The organism is Streptomyces sp. NBC_00045 (assembly GCF_045041095.1).
Lineage (GTDB): Bacteria > Actinomycetota > Actinomycetes > Streptomycetales > Streptomycetaceae > Streptomyces.
This window is the reverse complement of the sequence record NZ_CP108271.1, coordinates 7477907-7497531: the sequence shown is the minus strand read 5'-3', so window position 1 is coordinate 7497531 and position 19625 is coordinate 7477907. Positions and strand designations below refer to the sequence as shown.

Here is a 19625-nt window from a genome sequence, read left to right as displayed (position 1 = left end):
TCTCACTCCCCCGCGATCGCCTCGATCTCCACCAGCAGTTCGGGCTCCAGGGGGCGGTCGGCAACGGCCGCGTTGGCACGTACCTGCTCGGCGGAGGTGGCGCCGGCGATGACGGAGGAACACCCCGGCCGAGCGGAGAGCCAGCCGATGGCGAGTTCGAGGATGCTGCGCCCGTACTTGTCGGCCAAGGCGGCCAGCGCCTCGACGGTGTCGAGCCGCTCCTCGGTGACGTAACTGCCGCGGTTCTCCAGTCGCGAGCCCGCCGGCACCGGGGCGCCCCGGCGGATCTTGCCGGTCAGCAGGCCGTTGGCGAGCGGGAAGTACGGGAGCACGCCGAGGCCGTAGTGCACGGCGGCCGGGACCAGTTCCCGCTCCGCGTCCCGCCGGAGCAGCGACCACTCGTTCTGCGCCGACACGAAGGGGACCGCGCCGGTTTCGCGGGCGACATGGGCGGCTTCGGCCAACTGCCAGCCGCTGAAGTTGGAGTGGCCGACGTAGCGGATCTTGCCCTCGTTGACGAGCTCGGTGAGCGCTGCCAGGGTCTCGGCGACGGGGGTCGCCGGGTCGGGGCTGTGCAGCTGGTAGAGGTCGATGTGGTCGGTGTCCAGGCGGCGCAGGGATTCCTCGACGGCCCGCCGGACGTACGCCCGGCCGCCGCGGGATCCGGCGGCGGGCCCGTACTCCATGGACATGCCCGCATAGCCGAACTTGGTCGCGAGCACGACCTCGTCGCGGCGGCCCTTGAGGGCCTGTCCGAGGTGGCGCTCGGAGCCGCCGCGGTCGCCGTAGATGTCGGCGGTGTCGAGCAGGGTGATCCCCGCGTCGAGCGCGGCGTCGACGACGGCGCGGGTGGCCCGGGCATCGAGGCGGCCACCGAAGTTGTTGCAGCCCAGGCCGACAGCGGAGACCTGGAGCCCTGAACTGCCCAACGGGATGTAGCGCATGCGTTTCGTTCCTCCGCACTCGTCCGGCACATGATCGACCAAGTGATCGGTCCAGTGTAGGAGCACCGCTGCGACCGGGCGGACGCCTGTGGACAACCGCGCCGCAGGGCAGCGGGCGGCGGCACGGCCCTGCGCCGTCGGACGAACGGCGGGCCGGCGCGGCGCGTGCGACCGCCCCGCAGCGGCCGCCTTCCCGCTCCCCTCAGAGGATGCGCTCCGCTCCGGCGGCCGGGGCCGCCGACGTGACGCGCGGCGCCGCGAACCCCGCCCCGGCGAAGGCCCCTGCGACCGCCCCGGTCACGGCCTCCTCGGCGTCCGCGTCGATCAGGGCCAGGGCCGAGCCGCCGAAACCGCCACCGGTCATCCGGGCCCCGTACGCGCCCGCCGCGTTGGCGGTGGCGACCGCCAGGTCGAGCTCCGGGCAGGAGACTTCGTAGTCGTCCCGCAGCGAGGCATGGCCCTCGGTGAGCAGCGGACCCGTCTCGCGCAGCCGCCCGGCACGCAACAGCTCCTCCACCCGTACGACCCGTTCGTTCTCGGTGACGACGTGCCGGACCCGTCTGCCACGGACCGGGTCGTCCAGGCGGGCCAGGGCCCGCTCCAGCTCCTCGTACGGGAGGTCGCGCAGGGCTGGCAGTCCGAGCGCGGCGGCGGCGCCGTGGCAGGAGGCGCGGCGTTCGGCGTAGGCCCCGTCGGCCAGGTCGTGCTTGACGCGGGTGTCGATGACCAGGAGGCGCAGGCCCGCCGCCGCGCAGTCGAAGGGGATGTGCCGCTGTTCGAGGGTGCGGGTGTCGAGGTGGAGGGCGTGGCCGTCGGTGGCGCAGGCCGAAGCCATCTGGTCCATCACTCCGCACGGCACGCCGACGTAGGCGTTCTCGGCGCGCCGGGCGAGGGCGGCCAGTTCGGGCCGGGTGAGAGCGATGCCGTACAGATCGGTGAGCGCCAGGGCGGTGGCCACCTCCAGGGCGGCGGAGGAGGACAGTCCGGCTCCGGTGGGCACGTCGGACCGCACGTGCAGATCGGCGCCCCCGACCGGAAGGCCCGCGTCCAGCAGGGCCCAGAGCACCCCGGCCGGGTACGCCGCCCATCCTGCCTGGCCGGTGGGCGGGCGCTGCGGATCCCGTTCGGCGGGGCGGACGGTGACCACGCCCGAGGGGATGTCGGCGGAGTGCAACCGGACGGTCCCGTCGGCGCGCCGGGCGGCGGCCACCTCCGTGCGCTGGGGCAGGGCGAAGGGCAGGGCGAAGCCGTCGTTGTAGTCGGTGTGTTCGCCGATCAGGTTGACCCGGCCCGGCGCCGCCCAGACCCCCTCGGGCGGGGCCCCGTACAGCCGGCGGAACCCGTCGGCGGTCCGGTGCGCCGGCCCGCCACGGTGCGTACGCGCCTCGTCGTTCACGGGCTCGCCACTTCCCGCAGCCGCGCGGCCGCGTCCTCGGGCCGGACGTCGTTCATGTAGGCCTCCATGCCGGATTCGGTGCCCGCCAGGTACTTGAGCTTGTCAGCGGTGCGACGGACCGTGAAGAGCTCCAGGTGGAGCGCGAAGTCGTCCCGGCCGTCCCCGCAGACCGGCGCCTGGTGCCAGGCGGAGATGTACGGGGTGGGTCCGACCGTCCCGAACAGCCGGTCGAAGCGGCGCAGCAGCTCCAGGTAGAGGCGGGGGAACTCGTTGCGTGCCGCGTGGTCCAGTGTGGTCAGGTCTGCGGTGCGGCGGTGCGGATAGAGGTGGACCTCGTACGGCCAGCGCGCGGCGTAGGGCACGAAGGCGGTCCAGTGCTCGCCTTCGAGGACGACCCGGGTGCCCTCGGCGCGTTCGGTGGCGAGGACCTCCTCGAAGAGGTTGCCGCCGGTGCGGGCGCGGTGCTCGGCGACGGTGGCGAGCATGCGGGTGGTGCGCGGGGTGATGAAGGGGAAGGCGTAGATCTGGCCGTGCGGGTGCGCGAGGGTCACGCCGATCTCGGTGCCCCGGTTCTCGAAGCAGTAGACCTGCCGGACGCCGGTGTGGGCGGAGAGTTCGGCGGTGCGGTCGGTCCACGCGGCCAGAACGAGCGCGGCGCGTTCCTCGCCGAGTTCGGCGAAGGAGGTCCGGTGGTCGGGGGTGAAGCAGATGACCTCGCAGCGGCCGGTGTCGCCCGCGAGGGAGGGGAAACGGTTCTCGAAGACGACCACGTCGTAGTCGGGGGCCGGGATCTCGCTCGCCCGCCCCTCGGTGGAGGGGCACAGCGGGCAGGCGTCGGCGGGCGGGAGGTAGGTCCGTCCCTGACGGTGGGAGGCGATGACGACGGCGTCGCCGAGCAGCGGGTCGCGGCGCACCTCGGAGGAGGTGGCGGACGCGTCGAGGGGGCGGGTGTCGGGGACGCCGCGGGCCGCGCCGTCGTCGGCGTCGTAATACAGGATCTCGCGGCCGTCGGCCAGGCGGGTGCTCGTTCGCTTCACGGGAAGAGCTTCTCTCAGACGGAGGTCATGGGAGCGCACCGGGGTTTCGGTGGGGCTGCTGGACACCGCGGTCTCACTGGAGGGTGACGACGGTGGGGCGCCCGAGGTCGGGGCGGTCGCACAGCGGTAGCTCGGCGCCGGGACGCTCCAGCTCAAGCAGGACGATCTCGTTCCGGCCGGTTCGCCACAGGGGTGCGGGGGCGTAGAGGGTGCGCTGCGGACCGCGCGGGGTGTCGTAGTGGCCGAGGAGGAAACCGTTCAGCCAGACGAGGCCGGTGCCCCAGCCGGAGACGTCGACGAAACCGTCGGCGGGGGCTCCCGGGAGCGCGTGGGTGAAGCGGTGGAAGGCGGGCCGGCGCGCGCCGGGGGTGTCCGGGGTGTCACGGGTGCCCGCGGTGTCACGGGTGCCCGCCGTGTCACGTGTGCCCGCGGTGTCACGGGACTCCGGAGTGTCCTGGGACTCCGGGGTGTCCTGGGACTCCGGGGTGTCCTGGGACTCCGGGGTGTCCTGGGTGCCGCCGGTGTGCCGGGACTCCGGCGACCAGTCGAGGCCGGTCAGGTCGGTGAGCGGCAGCGGCCGGATCTCCCACTCGAACAGCTGCTGGTGGCCGTGCCGGACGCCGCGCCAGATGCCCTTGCGGTCGTCGAGGAGCGGGCCGTAGTTGACCCGGCCCTGGGACCGGACGAGGACGTCGAGGACGACGCCCGCCTCGCCGACGGCCAGGTCGAGTCCCTCGTCCGGCCGGTTGCGGTCGAGGATGCCGAGGGGCTCGCCGTCGGCGAAGACGTACGCGCGGTCGCCGAGGCCGTCGATCCGCACGGGCATGGCGGGGCGCGGCCCCGTGACGGTGGTGCGGTAGTGGATCAGCCCGTGGGCCTGGCCGAGCTTCTCCATCGACTCGGGCGCGGGGCGCAGTACGGGCTCACCGCCGAGGGGGCCGAGGTGCTCCAGGAGCGGGGCGCAGCCACCGCGGACGGCGAGGGCCGGGGTGATGCGGGGCGGCGGCTGCGGCAGCGGGCCGTCGGGCAGGGGCACGTACTTGCCGATGACCTCGCGGAACGCGTGGAACTTCGGCGTGAGTTCGCCGGCCTCGCCGATGGGGGCGTCGTAGTCATAGCTGGTGACGGTGGGCTGGTAGCCGGGGTCGCCGGGGCGGGACCCGGTGTGGTTGGCGCCCGCCCAGAAGCCGAAGTTGGTGCCGCCGTGAGCCATGTACAGGTTGACGGAGGCGCCGGTGGCGAGGAGTTCGTCGAGGGAGTCGGCCGCCTCCTCGACGGCCCGGACGTGGTGGTCCTCGCCCCAGTGGTCGAACCAGCCGATCCAGAACTCCATGGCGGCGAGCGGGCCGGTCCGCTGGTAGCGGCGCAGGTGGGCGAGGCGTTCGGCGGGGCGGGCGCCGAAGGTGGCGGTGGCGAGCCGGCCGGGCAGCACGCCGCCCTGGAGCATGGCGTCCTCGGGCCCGTCGGCGGTGAACAGGAGGCAGTCCACGCCCCGTTCGACCAGGGCCCGTTCCACATGGGCGCGGTAGCGGGTGTCGTTCCCGTACGACCCGTACTCGTTCTCGATCTGCACGGCCACGACGGGTCCGCCGCGGCCCGCGAGCAGTGGCAGCAGCTCGGGGACGACGAGGTCGAACCAGCCGTCGACCTCGGCTTCGAAACGGGGGTCGGAGCAGCGCAGGTGGAGGCCGTCGGCGGCGAGGAGCCGGGCGGGCAGCCCGCCGAAGTCCCATTCGGCGCAGATGTACGGGCCGGGCCGGACGATGGCGTCCAGGCCGAGGTCGCGGGCGGTGCGCAGGAAGCAGCCGAGGTCGCGCCAGCCGGTGAAGTCAGCCTCGCCCGGGGCGGTCTCGTGGAAGTTCCAGGGGACGTAGGTGTCGACGGTGTTGACACCGAGGGCGCGCAGCCGCCGCAGCCGGTCCTCCCAGAGGTCCGGATGGACCCGGAAGTAGTGCAGGGCCCCCGAGACGATGCGGTGGGGGCGCCCTGCGCGCCGGAATCCGTCCTGGTCGTACGTGAGCATGCGCTGACTCCCGAGAGCGGTCGAGATGCCGTGAGGTGCCGGATGCCGCCGAATATATGAACGCACCGTGCGCACCGTCAATGACTGGTTGATCGGAAACGATCGAATCGATCGTTCCAGTTCTCTATGATGGCGGAGCGCCCCGGAAACACACCGGAGCCCAACCACGAATGCCGTCGGGGGAACTCTTGAGACCACATGTGGACCAGCGTCAGGCGCAGGTGCTCGCGCTCGTCCGGGCGCGGGGCAGTGTGCGCGTGGCGGACCTGGCGCAGGAGCTGGGCGTTTCGCCGGTCACCCTGCGGCGCGACATCGAGGCGATGGCCGCCCGGGGCGAGATCCACCGGATGCACGGGGTGATCAGCCGGGTGGAGGCCGGCAGGCAGGCCGCTCCTGCGGACCGGGCGCAGGTGTCGGGGCCGGCGCCGGTGACTTCGGGGGCCGGGGGCGGGGCGGCGGCCCGGGCGGATGCCGGGGGGCTGGTGATCGGGATGGTGGTGCCGACCGCGGAGTACTACTACGCGGAGGTCGTACGCGGGGCCCGCGAGGTGGTCGAGGCGCGGGGCGCGCGGCTGACCGTGGGTCTGACCCGGTACCTGCCGGGCGAGGACCGGACGCAGGCGGACCGGCTGCTGTCCACCGGATCGGACGGGTTGCTGCTGACCCCGAACTGGGAGGCCGGTTCACCCGGCCCCGGCGAGGGCGCGTGGACCGCGGAACTGCCGGTTCCGACGGTCCTGGTGGAGCGGTGGGCGCCGCCCGGGCACCCGGCGGCAGCGCTGGACCGGGTGGCCTCCGACCATGCGCACGGCGCGGCGACGGCCGTACAACACCTGGTGGGGCGGGGCCACCGGAGGATCGCACTGGCCAGCCGGGTGACGCCGACGACGGCGCGGCTGCGGGCCGGGTACGAGGCCGCGGTGGCCGCACTCGGGCTGGAGCCGGCCCCGCCGTGGCCGCCGGCCGGGCCGGACCCGCTCTCCGAGGCGGACCTGTTCGCGCGGACGCTGGACTACCTGTGCGAGGCGGTCACGGCGGGCGGGGTGACCGCCGCGCTGATCCACAGCGACACCGACGCGATCATGTTGATCCCGAGGCTCCAGGCGCGCGGGGTGCGGGTACCGGAGGACCTCGCCGTGATCACGTACGACGACGAGGTGGCGGGATTGGCCGACGTACCGCTCTCCGCGGTGGCGCCGGCCAAGCGCGAGGTGGGGGCTCGGGCGGCGGGGCTGCTGCTGGACCGGCTGACGGCGGCGGGCGAGGGTCGCGACGAGGGGTCCCGGCAGCATCTGGAACTCCTCCCCCGGCTGACGATCCGTTCATGAGGGACCGGGCCGGGAGGAACGACGCAAAGGACGGGGGCGGGAGGGGCGGGGCGTAAGGACGGGGGCGGGAAGGACGGGTCACGGAGTTCTGAACTGATTGTTTCGATCGAGTTGCGCATTCGCTCTTGACGGTGTGCGTGTTCGCACAAAAGATGGGCCGCGTTCTCCCATCCGCCGCCGTTCGCGGTCGTTCGTAGGAGCCCCTCCATGTCGCGCAGCTTCCGTTCCTCCCGCATGCCCCGCATCGCCGCGATCACCTCCGTCGCCTCCCTGGCCCTGCTCGCCACCGCGTGCGGCGGGAAGGCGAAGCCGGACGGGGCCGGGGCGGCCGGCGGCTCACCGGAGCAGCCGGTCACGGTCACGTACTGGTCCTCGTCCGCGGGGGCCCAGCAGACGGCGGACGCGTTCAACAAGACGCATCCGCACGTCCAGGTGAAGTTCTCGGCGGTGCCGGGCGGGCCGGACGGCGCGGCGAAGCTGGCCAACGCGGTCAAGGGCGGCAACGCGCCCGACATCGCGACGATGGACTACTCCGCGCTCCCGGAGTTCGCGAGCGGCGGCAATCTGGAGGACCTGAGCGCGACGTCCGGGAAGCTCGTCTCGGAGAAGTTCCCGGAGGTGGTGCAGTCCCTGGTGAAACTGGGCGGCAAGACGTGGGCGGTGCCGTTCGACGTCACGCCGCTCGAACTCTTCTACCGCAAGGACATCTTCGAGAAGCACGGGGTGGCCGTGCCGAAGACGTGGGCCGAGTACGGGGCGGCCGCGGAGAAGATCAACCGGGCCGACCCGTCGGTGAAGATCACGAACTTCGGCGGCGGCGATCCGGCGGTACTGGCCGGACTCTCCTGGCAGGCGGGCGCCAAGTGGTACGGCACCGAAGGCGACAAGTGGAAGGTCGCGATCGACGACCCCGCCTCGAAGAAGGTGGCGCAGTACTGGAACGGCCTGATGGCTTCGGGGGTGGCGTCGAAGACCCCGCTGTGGGGTGAGGGGGAGGCGAAGGAACGTTCATCCGGGCAGGTCGCGACCGTGATCGGCGCCGCCTGGACCGCGGGCACGTTCCTCGCGAACTACCCCGACCTCAAGGGGAAGTGGGGCATCGCCCCGCTGCCCACCTGGGACGGCAAGCCCGCGACCGGCATGTACGGGGGGACCTCGTACATCGTGCCGAAGGGCAGCAAGCAGACCAGGGCCGCGGCGGAGTTCATCGCGTGGGTCACCACCGACCCGGAGGCCATCAAGGCACGGCTCAGCTCCCTGAAGTCACCGAGCAGCACCCTGCCGGCCAACGCCGAGATGCGGGCCGAGGCCGCGAAGTCGTTCGACACGGCGTACTTCGAGGGGCAGGACCCGTACGGCCTGGCCGGTGCGGCCGCGGCAACCATCGTGCCCGGTTGGACCTGGGGCCCGGTCCACCTCCAGGTCAACTCGGCGCAGAGCGCGGCCGGCGCGGACCTGATCAAGGCCCTGAGCGAGGGCCAGTCGGCCGCCGAGAAGACCATCAAGGACCGCGGCCTGGGCCTGGCCGACTGATGCCCACCACCGACCGCCCCGGTCCCACCACCCCGGGAGGCGACGGGGCCGGAGCGCCTCCCGAGAGCCCGACGGACACCACTGGTGCTCCGGCCGCCCCTGCCGATGCCGCCCGTGCCGCCGCCACCACTTCCGCCGCCGATGCCGCCCGTGCCGCCGCCGCCGGGGCCATGCCGGTGCCCGACGGCGCAACGGCCGCCCCGAAGCCCGGATCCGGCACCCGGGAGCCCGACACGGAGCCACCTGACCGGGGGCCGAGCCGAGGAACGGACCGCGCCCCGGACGCGGCCCCGGCCCCTGCCCCGGTCGGCGTTCATGCCCGCTCCGCGAACGCGAGCACGAACACGAACACTTCCCCGGCCGTGCGACCAGCCCCGGCGTCCGCCCCCTGGTCCCACCCGGCCCGCTCCACCCCAACCGCCACGGACGCCCACCCGACAGCTGCAGATCATCCGGTACCTCCGCACCGCCGCCCGACCGCCGAAGGCACTGGCACCGGCCCCGCCCGGTCCGCGCAAGCACCCCCGCCGACGGACACGCCCCGGCCCACTCCCACCGCCGCAGGCACCCACCCGGCCGACCCCGTAGCCACGGAAGCCGACACGGCCCCCACCGGGCCGCCGGCTCCGACACAAGCCCCGGCCCGCCCGCCCCTCCCCCGCCCGACCAGCGGCGGCGGCAGTTGCCCGGCCCCCACCACGGACGAAGGAGCCGCCGCCCCGGGATCCGCCCGCGCGGCGCAACCGAACCACCCCGCCTCGACCGTCGGGGGCATCCGCTCAGCCGTGTGGTTCATGGCCCCCTTCTTCCTCCTCTTCGCCCTCGTGACCGTCGCCCCGATCGCGTACGCCACCTGGCTCAGCCTCTTCCGCGAAGAGCAGTCCGGCCTCGGATTCGGCGGAGCCCGACGGGTCTTCAGCGGAATCGGGAACTACACCAAGGCTCTGTCCGATCCGCTCTTCGTAGCCTCGTTCCGCCACGTCGCCGCCTACTGCCTGCTCTACATCCCCGTCATGGTCGGCGGAGCCCTGCTCCTGGCGCTCCTCCTGGATTCCGCCCTCGCCCGCGCCCGCCGGTTCTTCCAGATCGCCTTCTACCTGCCGCACGCCGTCCCCGGCCTGGTCGCCGCGATGGTCTGGCTCTACCTCTACACACCCGGCCTCAGCCCCGTCCTCGGCGTCCTCGACTCGGCCGGGCTCTCGTGGAACTTCTTCGGCCGCGACGAGGCCCTGTTGTCCGTGGTCAACATCTCGGCCTGGCAGTGGACGGGCTACAACATGATCATCTTCTTTGCCGGGCTCCAGGCCATCCCCCGCGAGATCCTGGAGGCCGCCACCATGGACGGCGCCGGAGCCATCCGCACGGCTCTCCAGGTCAAGGTGCCGAGCATCCGGCCCACTCTCGTCCTGACCGTCCTCTTCACCTGCGTCGGCGCCGTTCAACTCTTCGACGCCCCGCAGTTGCTGCAGCTCCGGGCCACCGAGATGGGCGAGTCCTGGTCCCCGACCATGTACGTCTTCAGCGCCGCGTTCAAGGGACACGACTACGGACTGGCGGCCGCGAGCGCGCTGCTCCTGGCCCTGGTCGCCGGGGCCACCTCGTACGTCACCACCAAGCTCGGCAACCGCTGGAGGTCCGCATGACCGCCCCACCCGCCCGGGCCGCCGCAGCGGCTGCGGCACAGTCCACCCCGTCCGACCCGTCCGACCCGTCCACCCCGTCCGCCCCGGCGCCGGCTCGCCGCACGCCCCGCAGCGCGCTCCTCTCCCGTACCGCCGTCAACGCCGCCCTCCTCCTCGTCGCCGCCTACACCCTGATGCCCCTCGCCTGGCTGGTCGTGGCCGCGACCAAGAACCGCCGCGACCTCTTCGCCACCGACCCCTACGCCCTGGGCGACTTCAGCCTCTTCACCAACCTCGGCGAGGTCTTCACGTACGACGACGGCATCTTCGGCCGCTGGCTCGCCAACAGCCTCCTCTACACCGTCGTCGGCTCCACCCTCTCGGCGCTGATCAGCGTGGCCTGCGGATACGCCTTCCACGCCTACGGGTTCCGGCACAAGGAGAAGCTCTTCGGCGTCGTCCTCGCCGGGATCCTCGTCCCCGCCACCGTGCTCCAGCTGCCGCTGTACCTGATGGCCTCGGCCGCGGGCGCCGTCAACACGTACTGGGCCTACCTGGTGCCCGCCCTGGTCAACCCCTTCGGCGTGTACCTGGCCAGGGTCTTCGCCGTCGGCTACGTCCCCGACGAGGTACTGGCCGCCGCCCGCGTCGACGGGGCGGGTGAACTGCGGCTGTTCGCGCACGTGTCGCTCCCGATGCTGTGGCCGGGGTTTGTGACCATCTTCCTGTTCACCTTCACGGCCATCTGGAACAACTTCTACGGCGCGCTGACCATGCTCAACGACGAGCGGCTCTACCCCGTCAGTCTGGGCCTGTTCATGTGGAACCGCAGCGTCTACCAGCAGCCCGAGCTCTATCCCCTGGTGATCACCGGTTCACTCGTCGCCGTCGTCCCGCTCGTGCTGGCCTTCCTCGGCCTGCAGCGGTTCTGGCGCTCGGGTCTCACCGCAGGAGCCGTCAAGTGACCCACCGTCTCCTCCCCCGGCGCCGCCCCGCCACCGTGCTCGCCATGAGCCCGGGCACCCGGGCCGCCGTGATCAGCGGCCGGATGCTGCCCGAACTCGTCCGGGTCGCCGACGTCGACCCCGACCTGCTGCTGACCGGATTCGTGCACGGCGAGCCCGACGAGCCCGCACTCGACCGCCGTCTCGCGGAGGCCGAGGTGCTGCTCACCGGCTGGGGCTGCCCGCCGCTCGACGCCGAGGCGCTGGGCCGGATGCCTCGGCTGCGCGCCGTGGTGCATGCCGCCGGTAGTGTGAAACACCATGTCACGGAGGCCTGCTGGGAGCGTGGGCTGCTGGTCTCCAGCGCGGCGGCCGCCAATGCGGTGCCGGTCGCCGAGTACACGCTCGCTGCGATCCTGTTCGCCAACAAGCGCGTCCTGGAATCCGCCCACGCCTACCGGGCGGCACGCGCCCCGATCGACCCGCTGCGCCGCTATCCGACCGTCGGCAACTACCACCGCACCATCGGCATCGTCGGCGCCTCGCTCATCGGCCGGCGCGTCATGGAGCTGCTGCGCCCCTTTGACCTGCGGGTGCTCGTACACGATCCGTACGCCGATCCGGGCGAACTCACCGCGCTGGGCGGCGAGGCCTGCGCGCTCGACGAACTGCTGCGCCGCAGTGATGTGGTGAGCCTGCACGCCCCCGCGCTCCCCCAGACCCGTCATCTGCTGGACGCGGCCCGGCTGGCGTTGATGCCGGACGGTGCCACTCTGGTCAACACCGCGCGGGGCTCGCTCGTCGACACCGTGGCGCTGACCGAGGAGCTGGTCGCGGGGCGGCTGCACGCCGTACTCGACCACACCGAGCCCGAGGTGCTGCCCGCCGGCTCGCCCCTGTTCAACCTGCGGAACGTACTGCTCACCCCCCATGTGGCGGGTTCCCTGGGCGGAGAGCTGGACCGGCTGGCGGCGACGGCGGTCGAGGAGCTGGAGCGGTACGCCCTGGGGCTGGACTTCCGCTACGCCGTCGACCGCGGGCGGCTCGCCTACTCAGCCTGAGCCACCGTGCCCGTGCACGTCACAGCCTTCGCCTTCGCCTTCGCCGCCAGGTGCGCCAGATACTCCCGGCCGCGTGCGAGCTGCCCCGACAGCTCGGCGGCACCGGGGTACCAGCGCTTCTCGTACTCCCAGCACAGCCAACCGTCGGGCGGAACGGCGGCCACGGCCTCGGCGAGCGGTAGCACTCCGGCGCCGAGCCCGAGCGGGGTGAGATCCTGCGCCGACGCGACGTCCTTCACCTGTACGTAGCCCAGGTGCCGGTACAGCGCCCCCCGCGACTCGGCCGGGGACTCTCCCCCGAGCCAGGTGTGCAGTACGTCCCACAGCGCGCCCGCGCCGGAATGCGCGACCCGGTCCAGTACCCGCGCGGCGGCTGCTCCGGTCCGGTGCGAGTCGTGCGTCTCCAGCAGGATGCGCACCCCGTGCCGCTCGGCGAACGGCGCTGCGGCGGCCAGCCTGCGCACGGCGTGGGCATCGGCGAGCGCCCTGGACTGATCCGCTCCGCCGGGGAACACCCGGACGTACGGGGCTTCGAGGTCGCCGGCGAGCCGGACCAGGGCCTGCAGTTCGGCGAGGACCGGCTCGTCCGCACCCGGGGAGGCCACCCGGGCATAGCCCGCGACCCCGAGGGCGGCGACCCCAGCGGCGGTGAGGGTGCGCAGGCCCTTGGCTCGGTCGGCAGACGGACTGTCCGGGTGGAGCGGCTCCTCGGGATGGGCGCGCAGTTCGAGGCCGTCGTAGCCGTGGGCGGCGGCGAGGGCGGCGCTCCGGTCGAGCGGTGCCCCGGGCAGGCCGAGCGTGGAGAAGGCGTATCTCACGGACGGCTCCCCTCGGGCGGGGGCGGCGCGGTGGAGCCGCGCACCATGAGTTCGGTGGGCAGGGTGGTGATGCCGCCCGGGGGCAACGGTTTGCGGCCGGTGACCAGCTGGGCGGCGAGTATGCCGGCCTCGCGCAGCGGTATGCGCACGGTGGTGAGCGCGGGCGCGGTGTCCACGCAGAAGGGGAGGTCGTCGAAGCCCGCGACGGAGACGTCACCGGGGATGCGCAGCCCTGCCTCGCGCAGGGCCGCGGCCACTCCGGTGGCGACGGTGTCGTTGGCGGCGGCAACGGCGGTGAAGGGTGCCCCGCGGCGCAGCAGCTCGCGCGTGGCGTCGTACCCGGCGGAACGCTCGAATCCGGCGTGCACCATGAGCGGGTCGCAGGCTTCGGGCAAGGCGGGATCGTGCCGCCGTAGGGCCTCGCGGTGTCCGGCGAGCCGCTCCCGGGTGGTGCTCAGCCCCGGCGGGCCGGCGACATAGGCGATGCGCCGGTGGCCGAGCGACAGCAGGTGCTCGGCGAGGCGGAAGGCGCCGCCGCGGTCGTCGAAGGTGATGGTGGCGACGGGCAGTGCGGAGGGGACGGGCAGCGGGGGCCGTCCGCACAGCACGACGGGGGCTCCGGAGCCCGCCATCCGGGCGACGCGGGCGGTGAGCGCGGCGGTGTGACCGGGCTCCTCGACGGCTCCGCCGGTCAGGACCACTCCGCCGGCGCGCTGGCCTTCCAGCAGGGTGAGGTAGGCGAGTTCGGCTGCCGGGGCGCCCTCGGTGTTGCAGACGACGGCGAGGCGGCGGGGGTCCCCCTGCCCGGTCGGGGCGAGGGCGCTCTGCAAGGATCCGGCGAGGATGCCGAAGAAGGTGTCCGCGACGTCGTGGACGAGGACGCCGACCAGGTCGGAGGTGGCGGCCGCAAGGGCGCGGGCGGGGCCGTTGGCCACGTATCCGAGCTCTTCGACGGCCCGTTCCACGCGGGTCCGGGTGCCGCCGGCCACCGGGTATCCGCCATTGAGTACGCGCGAGACCGTGGCGGGCGATACGCCCGCGTGCGCCGCGACCTCGGCGAGAGTCACCGCCATGCTGCACCCCTCCTGCTCTTCCCGGGTCATCGTCTCATCCGGTGTGTGGACCTCCATACTCCCCGATTGAGAAAGCGCTTTCCATCACTCGAACGAGTGTTGCGCTGGCGAGCTTTCCGAGCCTAGCCTGATTTGAGTGAAAGCGCTTTCTATCGACCTCCCCCGCGCTTTCCACCGAAGGCACGCACGAGCACGAAGGAGGGGACACCGTGGAGCGCAGGACGATCAAGATCGCCATAAACGGCGTGACCGGGCGGATGGGATACCGCCAGCATCTGGTCCGCTCGCTGCTCGCCCTGCGCGAGCAGGGCGGACTGGACCTGGGCGACGGCAGGGTGCTGTGGCCCGAGCCGGTGCTGGTCGGGCGCCGTGAGCCGGCGCTGCGGGCCATCGCCGAAGAGCACGGTCTGGAGCACGTCAGCACGGGCCTGTCCGCCGTGTTGGCCGACCCCGAGGTGGAGATCTACTTCGATGCGCAGGTCACCGGCGCCCGGGAGGCGGCGGTCCGGCAGGCCGTGGCAGCGGGAAAGCACGTGTACTGCGAGAAACCGACGGCCCTGACCTTCGCGTCGTCGCTGGAGCTGGCCCGCCTGGCCGCGGAGGCCGGGGTCAAGCACGGAGTGGTCCAGGACAAGCTGTTCCTGCCGGGCCTGCAGAAACTGAAACGGCTGATCGAGGGCGGCTTCTTCGGCGAGATCCTCTCCGTGCGCGGGGAGTTCGGGTACTGGGTGTTCGAGGGCGACTGGCAGCCGGCCCAGCGGCCGTCCTGGAACTACCGGGCGCAGGACGGCGGGGGCATCGTCGCCGACATGTTCCCGCACTGGGACTACCTGCTGCACGAGCTGTTCGGCCGGGTGCGCACGGTGCAGGCCCTGGCTCGTACGCACATCGGCCGCCGCTGGGACGAGGAGGGCAAACCGTACGAGGCGACGGCGGACGATTCGGCGTACGGGGTCTTCGAGCTGGAGAGCGGTGCCGTCGCGCAGATCAACTCCTCCTGGGCGGTGCGCGTCCACCGTGACGAGCTGGTGGAGTTCCAGGTGGACGGGACGCAGGGGTCGGCGGTGGCCGGGCTGCGCGGCTGCCGGATCCAGCACCGCGGGGCGACGCCCAAGCCGGTGTGGAACCCGGATCTGCCGCAGACGGAGGCCTTTCGAACCCAGTGGCAGGAGGTTCCGGACAACGGCCCGTTCGACAACGGCTTCAAGGCCCAGTGGGAACTGTTCCTGCGCCATGTCGTGCTCGACGAGCCCTGGCAGTGGGACCTGCTGGCCGGCGCGCGCGGGGTGCAACTCGCCGAGCTGGGACTACGGTCCTCCGCGGAGGGCCGGCGACTTCCGGTGCCGGAGGTGGTCCTGTGAGCATCCGGCTCCCCACGGCGGACGGCGGATTCCGCCTGCACCGTCCCTGTACCGATCCTCTCGCACCACTGGTCTGCGCTCCGGCACGCAGCCGCAGGCTGTACGCGGCGGCGCATGTGGTCGCCGATCCGCTCGCCGCCTCGGCGCAGGCCGCTCCGGCGGTGGACTGGGAGGGGACGCTGGCGTTCCGGCACCGGCTGTGGGCGCAGGGCCTGGGGGTCGCAGAGGCGATGGACACGGCGCAGCGCGGGATGGGCCTGGACTGGCCGTCCGCGGCGGAGCTGATCCGCCGGTCGGCTGCCGAGGCCCGGGCGGTGGGCGGCCGGATCGTGGGCGGCGCGGGCACCGACCAACTCGTCGCGGGCGTGGTGCATTCGACGGGCGCGATCACCGCCGCGTACGAGGAACAGCTCGCGCACACCGAGGAGTGCGGGGCGGGGGCCGTCCTCATGGCGTCCCGGGCCCTGGCGGCCGCGGCGCGCGGCCCGGACGACTACCTGGAGGTGTACGGAAGGCTGCTGCGGCAGAGCTCGCGGCCGGTCGTGCTGCACTGGCTGGGCCCGATGTTCGACCCGGAGCTGGCCGGGTACTGGGGCCACGCCGACCTCGACGCGGCGACCGAGGTGTTCCTGAAGATCGTCTTGGACCGCCCGGAGAAGGTGGACGGGATCAAGGTCTCGCTGCTGGACGCGGAGCGGGAGCGGGACATCCGGCGCAGGCTTCCGCCGGGCGTGCGCTGCTACACGGGCGACGACCACCACTATCCGGAGCTGATCGCCGGGGACGGGACCGGCGAGCCGGCGAGCGACGCACTGCTGGGCGTCTTCGACCCGATCGCCCCGCTGGCCGCGCGGGCGGCGCTCGCCCTCGACCGGGACGACCCCGTCGGTTTCCGTGAGCTGTTGGATCCGACGGTGGCGCTGTCCCGTCACCTGTTCGCCCCGCCGACCCACTACTACAAGACGGGGGTGGTGCTGCTGGCCTGGCTGGCGGGACACCAGGAGCATTTCACGATGCTGGGCGGGCTGCAGTCAGCCCGGCCGCTCCCCCATCTGGCCACCGCATACGAACGGGCGGACCGGCTGGGGCTGTTCCCCGATCCGGATCTCGCCGAGGCGCGGATGCGACGACTCCTCGCGGTGTACGGGGTGGTGTCGTGAGCCGGGGTCCGGCTCCGGCCCGCTTCAGCCTGAACCAGGAGACGGTCCGGCAGTGGTCGGTGCCCGAGCTGGTCTCCAGGTGCGCGGCTGCCGGGGTGGGAGCGGTCGGGCTGTGGCGGGATCCGGTGCGGGGGTTCGGGGTGCGCGAGACGGCGAAGCTGGTCGCCGGGGCCGGGTTGCGGGTCAGCTCGCTGTGCCGTGGCGGGTTCTTCACCGCAGCCGACCCGGCGGGGCGGACGGCGGCTCTCGATGACAACCGCCGGGCGGTGGAGGAGGCTGCCGAGCTGGGTGCCGACGCGCTGGTCCTGGTCTCGGGGGGCCTGCCCGACGGTGACCGGGACCTGGTGGGGGCTCGGCGGCGGATCGTCGACATCCTCGGCGAACTCGTCCCGTGGGCGGCGGCGCATGGGATACGGCTGGGGATCGAGCCGCTGCATCCGATGTTCGCCTCGGACCGCTGTGTGGTCTCCACCCTCGGCCAGGCCCTGGACATCGCCGAGCAGTTCCCGGCGCGGCATGTGGGAGTGGTGGCCGACGCCTACCACCTGTGGTGGGACGAGCGGCTGCCGGCCGAACTGCGCCGGGCGGGGGCGGGCGGGCGGATCGTGGCGGTGCAGGTCGCCGACTGGGTGACCCCGCTCCCCGCGGGAGTGCTGACGGGCCGGGGGCAGCTGGGCGACGGATGCATCGATCTGCGGGCGTTCCGGGAGCTGGCCGACGCGGCCGGCTACCGGGGCCCGGTGGAGGTGGAGATCTTCCACCCCGGGCTGTGGGCACGAAACGGTTCCGAGGTGCTGCGGGAGGTGATCGACCGCTACCGAGAGCACGTGGCGTGAGGCAGTCCGAGTGGGGCGATCGGGGCAAGAACGGGCCGGCGGGGGCCGGTACGGGATCGGACAAGGAGCATGCGATGACAGACGTGTGGAGTCGGCGCGCCTTCCTCTCCGCCGCCGGCGGGAGTGCGCTGCTGCTGGGAGCACCCGCCCCGCCGGCGGGGGCCGCACCGACCGGCGCTTTCCCCGACGCGATGCGGGCGGTATGGCGCGGTCTCCTCCTGGGCGGTGAGGTCCCGGCCGAGGCGGAACCGTTCCGATCCCGACTGGCCGATCTCGGCGCCCTGGCCGCCGGATGGCGCTCCGCCATGGCCCCGGCGCCCGGTTCGTTGTGGCCCGACCTCGGGTACGCCAGCGACCCCGAGATGATGATGCAGAGCTACTACCGGCTGCGCACGATGGCCGAGGCCCATGTCCGGCCCGGGACCGGGCTCACCGGGGACGCCGCGCTGCGTTCGGCGCTGCTGACCGGGCTCGATCATCTCCACGCCGATGTCTACCACGCCGGTCAGGTGCGGTACGGCAACTGGTACTGCTGGCAGATCGGCGCCCCACAGGCTCTGCTGGACCTGTGCGTCATGCTGTACGAGGAGTTGCCGGCCGGCCGGCTCGCGGACTTCTGCGCGGCGGTCGACCACTTCGTCCCGGACTCGGCGGTCGGCTCGTACACCGGAACGAGTACCGGGGCGAACCGGGTGGACCTGTGCCGGGTGCTGGCGCTGCGCGGGGTGGTCGGCGAGGATCCGGCGAAGCTCGCCCTGAGCCGGGACGCGCTCGCGCCGGTGTTCCCGTACGTCACCGCCGGCGACGGACTCTACCTCGACGGGTCGTTCGTCCAGCACACCTGGGTGCCGTACACCGGGACGTACGGGGCCGTGCTGGTCGGCGGGCTGGGCCTGCTGTTCGCTCTGCTGAAGGACACCCCGTGGCAGGTCACCGACCCCGGCAAGCAGATCGCCTTCGATGCGGTGGAGCGGGCCTGGGCGCCGTTCCTGTTCAACGGGCTCGTCATGGACACCGTGTCGGGTCGGGCGGTGAGCCGGGGCCTGCTGCTGGCCGACCCCCGGCAGGTCCAGCAGGACGACCACGCGCGGGGGCATGCGGTGCTCGCCTCGATCGTATTGCTCGCGGAGGGCGCGAGCAGCGCCGAACGGGTGCGCTGGCGGGGCCTGGTGAAGGGCTGGATGGCCCGGGACTACTACAGCCGGCCCCTCGCGGACACCACCCTGCCACTGTCCTCGCTCGCCCGGCTGGCGCAGGTAGAGGTCGACGTATCGGTCACGGCACTGCCCGAGCCGGTCGGGCACCGGCTGTTCGCATCCATGGACCGGGCCACGCACCGGCGGCCCGGCTGGGCGGCCTCGCTGTCCATGGCCTCGAAGCGGATCGCCCACTACGAAACGGGCAACGGGGAGAACCTGCGCGGCTGGCACACCGGGAGCGGGATGCTCTCCTGGTGGGGGGCCAGCTACGGCAACGGCCAGTATTCGGACGCCTTCTGGCCCACGGTGGACCCGTACCGGCTGCCGGGGACCACCGTGTCGCGCAAGGCACTCGCCGACGGGGCCGGCGGTGACTGGGGGGCGTCCCGGCCCGACGCGGCCTGGGTGGGCGGTACGACCGACGGGGAGTTCGCCTCGTTGGGCCAGCACCTGCGGGGCCTGGGCAGCACGCTCTCGGCCCGCACGTCATGGTTCTTCCTCGCCGACACTATCGTCTGCCTGGGGGCGGGGATCCGCGGCTCGGACGGGACCGTCGTCGAGACGGTGATCGACAACCGAAATCTCGGCGCCTCCGGTACACATGCCCTGACCGTGGGCGGGGCGGTCCAGCCGACCGCCCAGGGCTGGTCGGCGGCCTTCCCCTCTCCCGGCTGGGCGCACCTGGCGGGCTTCGGCGGGTACGTGATGTCGGGCGCGGGGGCGTTCAGGGCGCTGCGGGAGGCGCGGACCGGACGGTGGAGCGACGTCAACCGGGGCGGGTCCACCACGGCCCTGACCCGGCGCTACCTCACCCTCTGGTACGACCACGGCACGGACCCGGCAGACGCCGGATACGTCCATCAGTTGCTACCGGGGGCGACGCCGGCCCAGACCGCCGCCCGGGCTGCTGCCGCGGGGTGGCTCACGGTTTTCGCCAACTCGGAGACGGCCCAAGGCGTCTCGGTGCCCTCGCTCGGGTTCATCGGGGTCAACTTCTGGCGAGCCGGATCGGCCGGTCCGCTGGAGGCGACAGCACCCTGTTCGGTGACGGTCCGGGAGAGATCCGACGGAACGGCCACGGTCTGCGTCTCGGACCCGGCCCGGGAGCTGAACTCGCTGACCCTGGTGTGGAACCGGCCCGTCGCCGCGGTGTTGTCCCGGCCGCCCACCGTGGTCTCGGAGGCCGCCGGCGCTCGATTGCGGCTCGGATTCGGCAGTCTCACCACGGCGGCGGGGGCCGGCCAGCAGGTGGTGGTGCGGCTGGGGTGAGGCGGGGCGCGGGGCACGAGC

Annotated in this window: 15 protein-coding genes; 9 read left to right on the top strand and 6 right to left on the bottom strand. The window is 73.0% G+C overall.

Features of this window, described 5'->3' with window-relative positions:
* Window positions 1-2 precede the first annotated feature (2 nt).
* From OHA65_RS34630 to OHA65_RS34615, 4 genes are all read right to left on the bottom strand, one after another.
* The gene (locus tag OHA65_RS34630; protein WP_329315501.1) at window positions 3-944 is read right to left on the bottom strand and encodes an aldo/keto reductase; all 942 of its coding nucleotides are present in this window, start codon (window positions 942-944) and stop codon (window positions 3-5) included.
* Window positions 945-1146: 202 nt separating this feature from the next.
* Window positions 1147-2340, bottom strand: coding sequence for a galactokinase (gene galK, locus OHA65_RS34625; RefSeq protein ID WP_329315499.1), 1194 nt, complete (start codon window positions 2338-2340; stop codon window positions 1147-1149).
* On the bottom strand, window positions 2337-3377 hold the full coding sequence (galT, locus tag OHA65_RS34620) for a galactose-1-phosphate uridylyltransferase (protein ID WP_329315497.1): 1041 nt from the start codon (window positions 3375-3377) through the stop codon (window positions 2337-2339). Before galT ends, galK begins: the two co-directional genes overlap by 4 nt.
* Window positions 3378-3450: 73 nt before the next feature.
* Window positions 3451-5400 carry a glycoside hydrolase family 35 protein gene (locus OHA65_RS34615; protein ID WP_405763205.1) on the bottom strand — a complete coding sequence of 650 codons (1950 nt, stop codon included), beginning with the start codon at window positions 5398-5400 and terminating at the stop codon, window positions 3451-3453.
* A gap of 188 nt (window positions 5401-5588) precedes the next feature.
* Between OHA65_RS34615 and OHA65_RS34610 the strand changes: the two genes are divergently transcribed.
* From OHA65_RS34610 to OHA65_RS34590, 5 genes are all read left to right on the top strand, one after another.
* Window positions 5589-6728 (top strand): substrate-binding domain-containing protein, encoded by a 1140-nt coding sequence (locus OHA65_RS34610; RefSeq protein ID WP_328764631.1) that lies wholly within the window; start codon window positions 5589-5591, stop codon window positions 6726-6728.
* Between the two features lie 207 nt (window positions 6729-6935).
* Window positions 6936-8261, top strand: coding sequence for an ABC transporter substrate-binding protein (locus tag OHA65_RS34605; protein WP_405763203.1), 1326 nt, complete (start codon window positions 6936-6938; stop codon window positions 8259-8261).
* A gap of 794 nt (window positions 8262-9055) precedes the next feature.
* Window positions 9056-9904: a carbohydrate ABC transporter permease gene (locus tag OHA65_RS34600; protein ID WP_405763201.1), complete on the top strand. Its 849-nt coding sequence runs from the start codon at window positions 9056-9058 to the stop codon at window positions 9902-9904.
* Window positions 9901-10848: a carbohydrate ABC transporter permease gene (locus tag OHA65_RS34595; protein ID WP_405758359.1), complete on the top strand. Its 948-nt coding sequence runs from the start codon at window positions 9901-9903 to the stop codon at window positions 10846-10848. The genes OHA65_RS34600 and OHA65_RS34595 overlap by 4 nt, the downstream gene beginning before the upstream one ends.
* 44 nt (window positions 10849-10892) lie before the next feature.
* Window positions 10893-11888 (top strand): hydroxyacid dehydrogenase, encoded by a 996-nt coding sequence (locus OHA65_RS34590; RefSeq protein WP_405763481.1) that lies wholly within the window; start codon window positions 10893-10895, stop codon window positions 11886-11888.
* On the opposite strand, the gene OHA65_RS34585 is transcribed toward OHA65_RS34590, so the two are convergent.
* Window positions 11876-12706: a sugar phosphate isomerase/epimerase gene (locus tag OHA65_RS34585; protein WP_327280068.1), complete on the bottom strand. Its 831-nt coding sequence runs from the start codon at window positions 12704-12706 to the stop codon at window positions 11876-11878. The two genes, OHA65_RS34590 and OHA65_RS34585, sit on opposite strands and share 13 nt — an antisense overlap.
* Entirely contained in the window at window positions 12703-13779 is a 1077-nt protein-coding gene (locus tag OHA65_RS34580; RefSeq protein ID WP_327280067.1) for a LacI family DNA-binding transcriptional regulator, read from the bottom strand. Before OHA65_RS34580 ends, OHA65_RS34585 begins: the two co-directional genes overlap by 4 nt.
* Window positions 13780-14036: 257 nt before the next feature.
* Between OHA65_RS34580 and OHA65_RS34575 the strand changes: the two genes are divergently transcribed.
* The 4 genes from OHA65_RS34575 (at window position 14037) to OHA65_RS34560 (ending at window position 19604) form a co-directional block, all read left to right on the top strand.
* Window positions 14037-15140 carry a Gfo/Idh/MocA family protein gene (locus OHA65_RS34575; RefSeq protein ID WP_405763480.1) on the top strand — a complete coding sequence of 368 codons (1104 nt, stop codon included), beginning with the start codon at window positions 14037-14039 and terminating at the stop codon, window positions 15138-15140.
* Entirely contained in the window at window positions 15137-16300 is a 1164-nt protein-coding gene (locus OHA65_RS34570) for a dihydrodipicolinate synthase family protein (RefSeq protein ID WP_405763198.1), read from the top strand. The genes OHA65_RS34575 and OHA65_RS34570 overlap by 4 nt, the downstream gene beginning before the upstream one ends.
* Complete coding sequence (locus OHA65_RS34565) at window positions 16297-17136, top strand: sugar phosphate isomerase/epimerase family protein (protein ID WP_327280064.1); 840 nt, start codon at window positions 16297-16299, stop codon at window positions 17134-17136. Before OHA65_RS34570 ends, OHA65_RS34565 begins: the two co-directional genes overlap by 4 nt.
* 74 nt (window positions 17137-17210) lie before the next feature.
* A complete protein-coding gene (locus OHA65_RS34560) occupies window positions 17211-19604 on the top strand; it encodes a polysaccharide lyase 8 family protein (RefSeq protein ID WP_405763196.1) in 2394 nt (797 codons plus the stop codon).
* The last annotated feature ends 21 nt before the right edge of the window (window positions 19605-19625 follow it).